Raw genomic sequence first — 12,378 nt, forward strand, 5'->3', positions numbered from 1 at the left:
GCAATAAAACCGAGAGGATTATTCATTTCGTGAGCAACACCAGCAACCAAGTTACCTAGAGCTGACATTTTTTCACTTTGCACCATTTGTAATTGTGCTTGTTGTAAGTCTTGTAATGCTTGTTGTAAATCCTGTGATTTTTGCTGCACAATGGCTTCAGCTTGCTTGCGATCGCTAATATCGATCACTACCCCATCCCATAAAATTGCGCCATCAGCTTGTCGCTCTGGCCGAGCAGCACATTGAACCCATTTGAAGGTTCCCGAAGGCAGGATAATGCGCCATTCTTCCTTGAATGGTGTCAGATTTTGGGCAGAGTAGGCGATCGCTTCTGCAATAGCTGGATCATCATCAGGATGGTGCAGGGTGTAAAGGCTATGCTTCCCTGCCATCACAGACTCTGGCTCTAACCCATACAAGTCCAAACACCCATAACTAACATAGGGTGTTGAAGTTGAACCATCCGCACAGAGACGGAATTGGTACACCATACCAGGAATATTATTAGCCAAATTTTGGAAACGGGTTTCATTAATCTGCAATTTTGCTAGAGATTGTGTTAATTGTTGAGCATCGTTCTGGGAATTTTCATAAAGTCGAGCGTTTTCTAGGGATATTGCAGCTTGAGCGCAAAGTAAATTTAGCAATTCGACGCGATCGCTCGTAAACGCCCCCGTTACTAAAGTATTTTCTAGATATAAAATGCCCATCAACTTACCTTGATGCAAAATCGGGCTGCACAAGATACTTTTAGGCTGCTGACGAATAATATATGGATCGTTGGCTAAAGTCGGATCGGCAGTTGCATCCAGCAGCACAGCAGTCTTTCTGTCATGCTTCACTTTGTAAATTAGCTTCAGGGGAATATCTTGACTCTCCTCAACGGGAAGGCGCTGCAACACTACTGGCTCTGAACCCTGAATAATTGACCCTTCGATCAGCAGGTGCGAGTCTCGCAACAGCATTAACACGCATTTATCAGCCCCCGCATTTTCAATCACGATCGCAAGCAACGATGAAAGTAGTTTTTCGAGTTCAATTTCACCTGAGATAGTTTGGGAAGCCTTGAGAATAGCTTTTAAATCGAGGGAATCAGAGACGCTGGAGGAAGAATTAGAAGAACTAGTGGAGGTGACTGTACCCGTGGCAAAGACGGTTTCGTTAACCGAGAAAGCAGTGCGATTTTGTTGGAGGATAGAAGCCAGAAGTTGGGGATAGCGTCTTTCTAATTCAGCAACTTTGGCTTTCGCACCCCAACGAGCATAGCCATAGTAAGCTTCAATCATATAGTCCCCAGCTATGCGCTGTCTGCCCCAGTCGAGGTAAAACTTGGCAGCCAGTTCATTGGCTAGCGCTTCTTCTTGAATGTAGCCTTGTTCTTTGGCTCCAGATATGGCCTTGTCATAAAACTCACTGGCTTCTACTTTTTGCCCTAACACTCGACATTTTTCCGCTTCTACCAAATCAACCTTATGCTGGTAATTCATTGGAGCATGGTGCGCCCAGTGCTGTTGTAACTGGGTTTGGTTTTGCGCCACCCGCTCTAATGCTTGTGATACCTCTGTTGGTGTTTGATTCAACTGTGCGATCGCAACCAAAGAATCATAGAGATAAAAAGCAGGTTCGCCGACTATTCCCGCAGCAGCCATTAAATAGTTTCTGCCCTCAACTGCATAATTGTTAGCTTGCTCAACTTCCCCAAATAAAAAGCAAAGGGTCAGCTTATATAAATAGAATAAATACAACCCATATAGATCATTTGCAGACAATAGCAGGGGCAGAAATTCCATCTCTTGGAGGGCTGAACCAGACAACAGGGTGGGATGCGACCCAACTCCCAGTAAATTTAAAACAGATTGCCAATAGATTCGGCAGTAATTGGCTGTTGCCAATTGATTAACTTGCACCAAAGCATTGTAGTAAGTGCGCGTATCCTGTTCTAAGGTGGTAAGGGGCTGACCGCACCAAAAGGAATGCAAACAGAAAAATTGACCACTATGTCCAGCAATTAGCAGGTTTCCGACTTCTATGGCAGTTGCATAGCTCTCCCTCAAGAGTGATAACGTTTCTTGGATGTGAGCTTTGCGGTGTCGGATATACCCAGCCTGCATCAGTAATACTTCCGGTTTAGTTACTTTAGCATCGAGTTTTAAGACAACATTCAATGCCAACTGACTAAACTCTACAGCTAAATCTACATCTTCCAAGAGATTACAGACAATCATGCTATAGCAAACATAGTTATAAGCTGAAATAGATAAGTTTCCGTGCTGCAAAGACAATTTGAGTGAAAAGCAAGTCAGTAATGAGAACAAGGGAGAGCCAGAGAGGTAAGCTGCTGGTGTGATGCTACTAGTCATCTGAATAATTGCAAGTTTGGTGGTATCTGTCATCATTGGCAGGTAGACAAAATCTGCAATTTTCCTGTCTCCAATCAGTTCACTAATCTCTTGAATTGACTGTTGAATATCAGTTATTGTGGGAGTTTCGGGAAAGGTGACACCCAACTGTTGCAGGATCTGGATGCCAATCGCAATGGCTTCAGTTAGTTTATTCTGAGAGGTATGAGCTTGAATTCTCAGGCGGTAAACATTGAGCTTTTCCAGTAAAGAGTGTGCCTGTTTAATGACAATATCAATGAACTGTTCCATTGCCTCGAAGTCACCGCAGAGCATGGCTAATTCAGCCGCATCGTTATGGAATGATAGCGTCATTTCATATTGTTGCTGCCAAGCTTTTTCTCCAAGCATTGATAATCCAGTGCTGGCATATTCACGCCCAGCTTGATAGGCGGTGGCACTTTTGGCTTTACGACAGGCTATCAGGTTGATCTCAGCTAATTCTGTTCGTTCTGTTTGTTGGGTAATTAAATAAGTTCCATAATTTAATTGATTGACTATTTCAAAAATGCGGTCTTCTCGTGCTTCTGAGGAAATCTGTTGTAAAAGCAGTTGTCCGATTTGGTAATGAGTCGTCTGTTTTTGCTCATCGGGAATCAGAGAATAGGCTGCTTGTTGGACGCGATCGTGTAAAAATTTGTAACTTGCTAATTGCTCATTGCTAATAGCTATTTGTTGATTTATATTGGCAATTAACAAATAGCTATTAGCCGTTTTGTGCTGCATCTCCTGATAACTCTATTGCTGGTGATTGTTCACCAATAATTCTTGATAATTCGGGGATGACTTCAATAATTACTTGTCCATTTTCTCCAACTGCTGATAATATTTGGCTTTTCCATTGCTGAATTTGTGCATCACTTTCGCTTAACAGTTGCCCCATTAAATCTTGGAAGGCTTGCACAAATGCACTGAAGGGAATATTTCGTTGAAATTGGTCATATTTCCCTTTGATAAAATAACCGCATTGCCGCACAATTGGTTTATGAACTTCATTGACAACCGCAGTTTTCCCAATTCCTGAAAACCCAGCTAACAGCATCATTTCTGTTGCACCAAGGCTGACTCTTTCAAAGGCTTGGAGTAGAGTTGATACTTCAGTTTCTCGTCCATAAAGTTTGTCAGGGATGATGAAGCGATCGCACATATCCCTTTGTGCAATTTCAAAACTCTGAATGTCACCAGTTTCTTGTAGCTGATGTAGACAATTTTCTAAATCAAATTTCAAACCTAAAGCACTTTGATATCTGGATTCAGCATTTTTTGCCATCAATTTACTGACAATCTCGGAGACTACAGATGAGATTTGTGGGTTAATTTCATGTACTAGGGGTGGAAGTTTGGCAATATGACAATGCACCAACTCCATCGGCTCGTTTGACGCAAAAGGTAACTTTCCTGTGAGTAATTCGTAGAATGTCACACCCAGAGAATAAAAATCAGTCCGGTAATCAATCCCCCGATTCATTCTTCCCGTTTGTTCTGGGGAAATATAAGCCAGTGTCCCTTCTAAGACATTGGGATTGATGAGTGTTTGCGTTTCGCGTGGGAGTAAAGATGCAATACTAAAGTCAATTAATTTGACTTGTTTAGTTTCGGGATTAATTAATATATTGCTGGGTTTGATGTCTTTGTGTATAATCCGCTCTCGATAAAGTATATCTAAGGTATTGCAGAGTGCGATCGCAATTTCTAAAAATTCCTGTAAAGATTGTCCCCTAACCCTGACTCCCATTCGGCTACGCTCACGGTAAACCCATTCCTTTAGAGAAATTCCCCCGAAGTCTTCCATCACCAACGCATAACCATTTTGGTATGCTTCTAGGCAATAAGTTTGGACGATTAGGGGTGAGTTGAGATTTTTAGCAATGGTGTATTGATTGCGAAATGACAAGAGTTCATTAAAAGTGGGATAAGGATTTTTCAGCAGTTTAATAACTACCGGTAATGAGTCTTTTTCTCGAACTGCTCGATAAACTAGAGTTCTAGAAGCATTATAAAGTTCTTCAGTGATGTGATATCCAGAAATATTTACTGTTGTGCTAACCATCTTGCTAAATCCTGACATTTTCCTAGATTAATTATTCCTAAATAGTCCTTGCTACGAAAACTTAAAAGTGAAATAGTTCAAGTTTGTCGAGTGGGAATGGTGACGGTAAATGTAGCCCTTCCCTCTCCCAGTTCGGAATCGCATCTCAATGTTCCCAGATGTTTTTCAGTCACAATCTGGTAGCTGATGGCTAGACCCATCCCAGTACCTTTTCCTACAGCCTTGGTGGTAAAGAATGGATCGAACATTCGTTGTTTAACCAAAATCTGAGTGACAACGGGGAGTTTATCGGAGTTGCTAACTCCTGGATATACCAGCGCTTTTATACCAGTGTAGAGTTGTTCTGTAATGTAATAGTCGGGAAAATCAAACCTCGCTGTCATATTGATGCGTCTACTCCTGAAAACAGATTCCCGCAATTTCAAACATATTTTGGGATAATGCTTAGAATTGCTTTTGAACATATTGTTCCCATAAAAATTGCAGTTTCACATCTCTAAATTGAGAAGTTCACGAAATTAAAAAATTCTTCAAATACTACAGCGATTAAACCGAAAATTTTTTCAGAATCCTTACCAAAGTCCACGTAGGTAGACTTGGTTTGTGTAGTAGCGAATTATATGCACCTAAAACTTTTCAAACATCCTCTAATAGCGATCGCTATTACCTCTAATTATCAGGTTCCAAAAAGCTGACTCGAACCCTTGTTTTTTCGTCAATCTTCAAAATTTTTCGGTTTACTAACTGTAGGATTTGAAGATTCTCAAATAAATATAGATCAAACAGTTTCATAATTTAAGTCGAGAATCTGTTTTATATTCCGATAATCAATTCGACAAAATTTTGAAAATGTAATAATATAAAAATTTTACTTAAAATTTATCTTTAATTGCATAATCAAGTAATGGTTTGACGAATTAATTTAACTGATACAACTGTTAGAGAAGATGGTGTTGAAAGATGAAGCCGACTGTTCTATTCAGCAGGAGTTGGGTGAATGGCAACTGCCAGGATTTTGATAGTAGAAGATGAAATCCTAGTCGCCAGGGAAATTGAGAGCCACTTACATAAGATGGGGTATGAAGTGGTTGGCATTGCTGTCACAGCCAATACGGTGGTTCAGCAGGTTAGTGAGAGTATGCCCGACTTAGTGCTGATGGATATTAATCTGCAAGGGAATCAAGATGGAATTAGGATGGCAGATGAAATCGGCGATCGCTTCCAGATACCAGTAATTTATATTACTGCCTACTCCGATGACAGCACCCTGCAACGGGCAAAACTAACTAATCCCTTTGGCTATGTGCTAAAACCTTTTACTCAACAAGATTTGCGCGTTGCCATTGAGCTAGCAATGTTCCGGCGGCAGGGAGGGAGGGATGAGCCATCAGCGACCCCTACAGATACTTTTCCTCTGACATCTGGGGTGGGTGGACTGCCGCCTAATAAGCTCCAAACCATCCTTTGCTATATTCAAGACAACCTGAATCAGGAGTTGAGTTTGGAGAAGTTGGCAAATGAAGTTGGCATGACGACTGACTACTTTGCACGACTATTTAAACTATCCACTGGCAAATCAGTTCATCAGTATGTGATTGGGCAGCGTGTGGAACAAGCAAAACAGCTATTGAGAGAATCCGATCTCACAATTGCGGAGATTGCGATTGAATGCGGATTCGCTAATCCCAGTCACCTCGCACTTCACTTCAAGCGAATTGTGGGGGTCGCGCCGAAGCAATTTCGGTACTTTTAGGAGGGGCAGGGGGAATTGCGAGTGTGAGAGGGGTGGGAGGTGTGGGAAGCTTTTTTTATTCTCCCACATCTTCCCCCACTCCTAGCTTTTGGGAGGCTTTTAGGGAACCTTCAGGAGGTAACTATGATGTTAAAACTAGGTTTGTCACCAGACAAGCAAAGCAATTTCCAATCCAAAATCTAAAATCTAAAATCTAAAATCCAAAATGGTATTAGCAGCTGTTTTGTCTACAGTAATGGCGATCGCTTTATTCACTACTACCCAAAATTCAGAGAACCTCTATTTCCTGGGAATTGCGATCGCAGGCTTTCTGGGCGTGGTGTGGGAGCGGATCAGACAAAAAAGTGCTGTTTCTGATACAGCTGTACATCAAATCCAGGAAAGCGAAGCGAGGCTGCAACTAGCTCTCAAGGCAGCTCATATGGGTATTTGGAACTTGAATATAATTACCGGTGAAACAGACTGGACAGTGGAAACTGAACAGCTTTTTGGTATGGTTCCCGGCACATTTGATGGCAGGCATGAAACGTTTTTGCATTTTGTCCATCCTGATGACCTAGAGGCCCTAGAACAGGTGGTGCAAAAAGCCATCCAAGAACACCACATCTATCATCACGAATATCGCATCATCTGGGCAGATGGCAGCATTCACTGGATTGAGGGCAACGGCCACGCTTTTTATGACGCAAATAATCAACCTGTACGCATGACCGGAACCATAATGGATATTAGCGATCGCAAGCGTATCGAAAGTTCCCTGCAACGTCAAACTCGCCAAGAGCAAGGCTTTAACCGAGTTATCCAAACAATTCGCAATTCCCTGGATTTGAAGACAATTTTTACAACCGCCGCCCAAGAATTCACTGAGTTGTTAGAAATGGATGGGGCAGCAATCATCCAATACCTGCCAGAGCGACAGTGTTTGATAATTCTGGCAGAGCATCTCCAAAGTCCAGAGAGTTTACCAGCCTTGGAACTTGAGATTAGCGATGAGGATAATCCCATCGCTGAACGGTTGAAACAAGGAGAAATCTTGATAATTGAGGACACACGCACCTTCACCGATCCAGTTAACCCAAAAATCGCTCAAGCAGTTTCCAAGGTTGCCTGTGGCTGGTTAATTCTTCCCCTAGAAGTGAATGGGGTCGTCTGGGGAGCGCTAGCAGGTCATAGATCGCCACCGCCTTTGGTATTGACTGAGGATGAGATTGATTTAGCGCGTCGGGTTGCCGATCAGTTGGCGATCGCCATTCAGCAAGCAAATCTTTATCAACAAGTGCAACACCTGAATCAAGAGTTGGAACAACGGGTGCAGGAACGGACTGCGGCGTTACAGGAGAGCGAGGAAAAATTCCGCCAGCTAGCGGAAAACATCAACCACGTCTTTTGCATTGAAGATACAAACGGACAGATTCTCTACACCAGCCCCAGCTATGAAGATATTTGGGGACAACCTGTAGAGACGCTTTACCAAAATTCAAACGCCTGGTTAGATGCGGTGCATCCAGAAGACCGCGATCGCGTCATCACCGAAGTATCCACGATCCGACAACACTGCCAAGGGGAAATAGAATTCCGCATTATCCGTCCAGATGGTGAAATTCGCTGGATTAGCGATCGCTCCTTCCCGATTCACAACCCCCAAGGCGAGATTTACCGGATTGCTGGACTTGCTGAGGATATCACCAATCGCAAAACCGCAGAAGCCGCCCTGCAAATTTCTGAGCAGAACCTCCGCACGATTTTCAACAATGTTAGCAGTATGCTCTTTGTGGTTGACGTAGATGGGACTCTGCTGGATGTGAATAATCGTGTGCTGGAACACCATAAGTTGAATCGAGAACAGGTGCTAAAATACTCCATTGTTGATGACTACTCTGCACCAGATAATCCCTTTCATCTCCGCCCAGACTATTGGAAAAAAGCATTAGCTGGAGAAACGATTAATTTTGAATGGAAAGCCAGAAAACCCATTGATGGCACATTCTTTGACACAGATATTACCCTCAACCGCATCATCTGGAATGGAAAATCGGTCATTCTTTCCACTGTAGTGGATATTAGCAAACGCAAAGCCGCAGAAGCCGCTCTGCTAATTTCCGAACAGAATCTGCGTACCATTTTCAACAATGTCAGCAGCCACCTCTTGGTGCATGATTTAGATGGAACTCTCCTGGATGTCAACGATCGCGTGCTGGAATTCCAGGAAATGGATCGAGAACAATTCCTCAAGCTGTCAATCATAGAAGACTGTTCTGCACAGGATGCTGCCTTCCACCTCCTCCCAGACTATTGGGCAAGGGCGGTGGCTGGGGAGACGGTTCACTTTGAATGGAAAAGTAGAAAACCCATTGATGGCACACTCTTTGACTCCGAGATCACACTCACTCCCATCATTTGGAATGGTCAAGCAGTGATTCTCGCCAATGCGCGGGATGTCAGCGAACAGCAAGCTGCACTTCGCGAACGCCAACAAGCAGAACTGCGCCTGCAACGTCAAGCCGAAGCAGACCAACTCTTGGCAACCATCGCCCAAACTATTAATCAATCCATCCAATTAGACGAAGTTCTAGAAACTTGCCTAGAGCAGATTCGGCAATTTTTGCAGTGCGATCGCACTGTTATCTGCCGCTTTGATAGCGATTACAACATCTTCATTGAGCTAGAAGTTGTTTCCCTACCTGAGTTGTCTCTTTCGGGACAAACCATCGCAGATCCCTGTTTTGATCGAGACTGGGCAGAACGCTATCGCCAGGGCTATATCACTGCTTGCAATGATACACGATCCGCAGACATCCTTTCTTGTTATGCCGAATTTCTGGCTCAAATACAGGTGCGGGCAAACTTAGCGGTGGCTATTCTGCAAGCCGATCAAATTTGGGGAATGCTGATTGTCCATCATTGTTATGCACCCCGCCAATGGCAAACTTATGAAATCGACCTACTCAAACAAGTGGGTTTACAAATCGGCATTGCTAGTCAAAAAGCCAGCCTCTACAAGCAATTAGAAAATCAGTTAGCCCAAAAAGAAGTTTTGCTCAAAGAAATTCATCATCGAGTCAAAAATAATCTGCAAGTGATCTCTTCAATGCTGTGGTTGCAAACTGAAGCAACAAAGCATCCAGCGGTTTCCAGGGCGTTAGAAGAAACACGCCATCGTCTACGAGCCATGTCGCTAATTCACGAAACCCTCTACCAACACGGCGACGTTGGACGGAGCAATTTCCATGACTACATCCGGCGTTTAGCAAGTACTATTTTAGCATTCTTTAACGTTCGCTCGAATCAAATTAACCTGCGCTTTCGCCTGCAACCCGTTGTTTTCAATCTAGAAACGGCCATGCCCTGTGGGTTGTTGCTCAATGAACTGATTACTAATGCCATTAAGCATGGCTTTCCCAATGAGCGCCAAGGAGAAATCTTTATCACCCTAGAACAAGTGTTACCCCCAGAGTCACAGCAGCCCAACGTTTCAACTTCATCTACATCACAGAATTCACAGTTGCCCCAAAAAACGCCACCTAAAGCTGGCTGCCAATACATTCTCACCATTGAGGACAATGGGGTTGGTATCCCAGAGTCTTTGAACATCAAAAAGCTGAAATCTTTAGGACTGAAGATTGCCTACGATCTCGCCCTGCAACTTGAGGGCAAATTAGAGCTTGAGCGCAGCAATGGCACACGATTTCGCTTGACTTTCTCAACCTTGGAGTATGGAAAACGATTTTAAGCGATTTATAAGAAGATTTCTTAAATTCAAATAATAGCTCGCTCTTTTTTTCTATAATTATAATGAAGCAATTTTACTAATATTCACAGTACAACTTTTTAATTCGTGATTTCCTTGGTGTCTTCAAGTAAAAGTCACCTTAAAGAGTGTCTAGCGGACAAAACCTATGATAGACACAAGGATATTCGTTGTAGAAGATGAAATTTTAGTTGCTAGAGAAATTGAAGGGCATCTCCAGAAGTTAGGATACCATGTTGTTGGCATAGCGGCCAGTGCAGAAACTGCCGTGAAGCAAATTGCTGAACTTCAGCCCAATTTAGTCTTAGTTGATATTGTACTTAAGGGAGAACAGGATGGTATTGCTGTCGCTCAAGAGGTACGCGATCGCTTCCAGATTCCTGTCATCTATCTCACGGCTTATGTAGATGGCCCAACCCTCGATCGAGCAAAGCACACCTATCCTTTTGGCTATATCCTCAAGCCATTTAACCAGAATGCTTTAAAAGCAAACATTGAAATTGCCTTAGCTCGACACCACGCAGAATCAAAGGAAAAAAGCACCATCATCAATGGCACAAATTGTCACTCCTTTGATTATCTTTCCATCCTCTCCCACGAACTCCGTAATCCCCTAGCTGTTATCTTGAGTTCCACCGAACTGCTGGAAGATAGTCGTTATTCAGTTGATGAAACAAAGAAGCAGAAACTAATTGAGCGAATTAAATCTTCAACCGATCGGATGAATGAATTGATTGAAGACGTTTTACTGATCGGACAAACAGACCGTGAAACAACTTTATTTAATGCTGAAATCACTGATATTGTAGAATTATGCCAAATATTAGTTGAACCCTGGCAATGTAACCCAGATAGACGGCACGCGATCGCTTTTTCTCACAACCCCGACCAGATCTACGCCAGTGTGGATGAAAAACTGCTTTGGCATCTCCTGAATAATCTCATCAGTAATGCCATAAAGTATTCACCTGACGGCAATCCAATTCTGCTCCGGCTTTATAGTACAGATGAAGCCATTTATTTTGAAGTCGAGGATCGGGGGATTGGTATTTTACCAGAAGATATGGAGTATCTATTTGTTCCATTTCAGCGTGGCAGGAATGTCGGTAAGCTGCAAGGAACAGGATTAGGGTTGGCGATCGCCAAACGAGCCGCAGAACTCCACAAAGGAGAAATTACAGTCCATAGCCGGGTGGGTTATGGATCAACGTTCACCGTCAAACTACCGCATGTGAATCACATCTAAGTATTGAAGAGTTAGAACAACGTTACCGTCAAGCTAGTGATGGGGTAGAAAGTCGTCAGTATCAAATCATTTGGTTAGTTGCTCAAGGGAAAAAAACAGAAGAAGTGGAGGAAATAACTGGCTACAGCAGAACATGGATATACGCATTGGTAAAAAGATACAACGAATTAGGGGTGGAAGGTTTAGGCGATGCCTTCGGCGGGCTTCGCCTACGCAGAGACTCAAACCAAGGTAAACAACCCCTAGTAAATGATATCCAGCAAGCACAGTTATGGCAGGCGTTACAAGAAAAAGCACCAGATGGAGGATTATGGAATAGCAGGAAAGTGGCAGATTGGTTAAGCGAAGTGACAGGGACTCATATCAGCAGACAGAGGGGATGGGAGATACTGCGGCAGATGACTTTTAGACTGAGAGTTCCTCGGCCATGTCACACAAAAAGTGATTATTTTGAACAAGAAGCCTGGAAAAAAAACTCGCCATAGAAGTAGAACAAATTCAAGCTGCTTATCCAGACGCAGAAGTTGAGTTGTGGTGTGAGGATGAGCAGACGCTCGTTCGCTCTTAGCGTCTCCCTTTGGGAGAAGACTCGCTAACGCTTAGGACTCAAACCAATTTTGCGACGAGTTTACGTACCAGAAGGGGAAACACCAATTGCTAATGTAAATTGGCGGTTTCAGTGGAAATGGAAAGTATGCTTTTGTACATCCTCAAACCGGAGAAACTTATTGGTGGATTCTTCCTTACGTCAATACAGAATTGTTTAATCAGGTTTTGGCTGATTTTGCTGCTGAATTTGCTTTGGGTGAACCATTGTAGAGTAAATCATAGATGCGATATCCGGGAATACTGACAATAGTGCTAACCATGCTGCTAAATCCTTAAGGCTTCCAGATTTAGTATTCCCAAAAAAGATCCCCGACTTCGCGCAAGTTGTCGGGGATCTGAGGACTAAATTATACCGAAATTTCAATAATAAACTCTGTACCTTCACCTAAAACAGAATTAAAACTCAATTTTCCGCCGTGGGTTTCTTCAACGATTTGTCGAGCGATCGCCAACCCCAACCCCGTCCCTTTACCCACAGCTTTCGTAGTAAATAAATGGTCAAATACTTTTGATTTGACTTGTTCACTCATCCCCTTTCCATTATCCGCAATGGCAATTTTAACTAGATTATTT

Annotated in this window: 5 protein-coding genes and 3 pseudogenes; 4 read left to right on the forward strand and 4 right to left on the reverse strand. The window is 43.0% G+C overall.

What is annotated here, in order from left to right; genetic code table 11:
* From V7K61_RS11965 to V7K61_RS34090, 3 genes and pseudogenes are all read right to left on the reverse strand, one after another.
* Positions 1-3,125: GAF domain-containing protein (locus V7K61_RS11965; RefSeq protein WP_442936309.1), on the reverse strand; the 3,125-nt coding region annotated here is incomplete at its 3' end.
* A pseudogene (locus V7K61_RS34085) lies at positions 3,112-4,449 on the reverse strand (protein kinase domain-containing protein); the annotation flags it as partial. The pseudogene V7K61_RS34085 and the gene V7K61_RS11965, both read right to left, overlap by 14 nt.
* Positions 4,450-4,526: 77 nt before the next feature.
* A pseudogene (locus tag V7K61_RS34090) lies at positions 4,527-4,709 on the reverse strand (ATP-binding protein); the annotation flags it as partial.
* Between the two features lie 737 nt (positions 4,710-5,446).
* Here V7K61_RS34090 and V7K61_RS11975 point away from each other — a divergent pair.
* The 4 genes and pseudogenes from V7K61_RS11975 to V7K61_RS11990 all read left to right on the forward strand — a co-directional run.
* Positions 5,447-6,202, forward strand: a complete 756-nt coding sequence (locus tag V7K61_RS11975) for a response regulator transcription factor (RefSeq protein ID WP_334844619.1) — start codon at positions 5,447-5,449, stop codon at positions 6,200-6,202.
* A gap of 205 nt (positions 6,203-6,407) precedes the next feature.
* The gene (locus tag V7K61_RS11980) at positions 6,408-9,932 is read left to right on the forward strand and encodes a PAS domain S-box protein (protein WP_335053524.1); all 3,525 of its coding nucleotides are present in this window, start codon (positions 6,408-6,410) and stop codon (positions 9,930-9,932) included.
* A 166-nt stretch (positions 9,933-10,098) separates the two neighbouring features.
* Positions 10,099-11,196 carry a hybrid sensor histidine kinase/response regulator gene (locus V7K61_RS11985; RefSeq protein ID WP_334844614.1) on the forward strand — a complete coding sequence of 366 codons (1,098 nt, stop codon included), beginning with the start codon at positions 10,099-10,101 and terminating at the stop codon, positions 11,194-11,196.
* Positions 11,154-12,003: pseudogene (locus tag V7K61_RS11990) on the forward strand (IS630 family transposase); the annotation flags it as partial. The gene V7K61_RS11985 and the pseudogene V7K61_RS11990, both read left to right, overlap by 43 nt.
* A gap of 149 nt (positions 12,004-12,152) precedes the next feature.
* Here V7K61_RS11990 and V7K61_RS11995 read toward each other — a convergent pair.
* A partial coding sequence (locus tag V7K61_RS11995) for a sensor histidine kinase (protein ID WP_335053525.1) occupies positions 12,153-12,378 on the reverse strand: 226 nt, incomplete at its 5' end.

It is taken from the genome of Nostoc sp. (genome assembly GCF_036918015.1).
Classification (GTDB): domain Bacteria; phylum Cyanobacteriota; class Cyanobacteriia; order Cyanobacteriales; family Nostocaceae; genus Nostoc.

Coding starts and splice junctions, on each gene's coding strand:
- V7K61_RS11975 (WP_334844619.1), top strand. CDS start 5,447: ATGGCAACTGCCAGGATTTTGATAGTAGAAGATGAAATCCTAGTCGCC.
- V7K61_RS11980 (WP_335053524.1), top strand. CDS start 6,408: ATGGTATTAGCAGCTGTTTTGTCTACAGTAATGGCGATCGCTTTATTC.
- V7K61_RS11985 (WP_334844614.1), top strand. CDS start 10,099: ATGATAGACACAAGGATATTCGTTGTAGAAGATGAAATTTTAGTTGCT.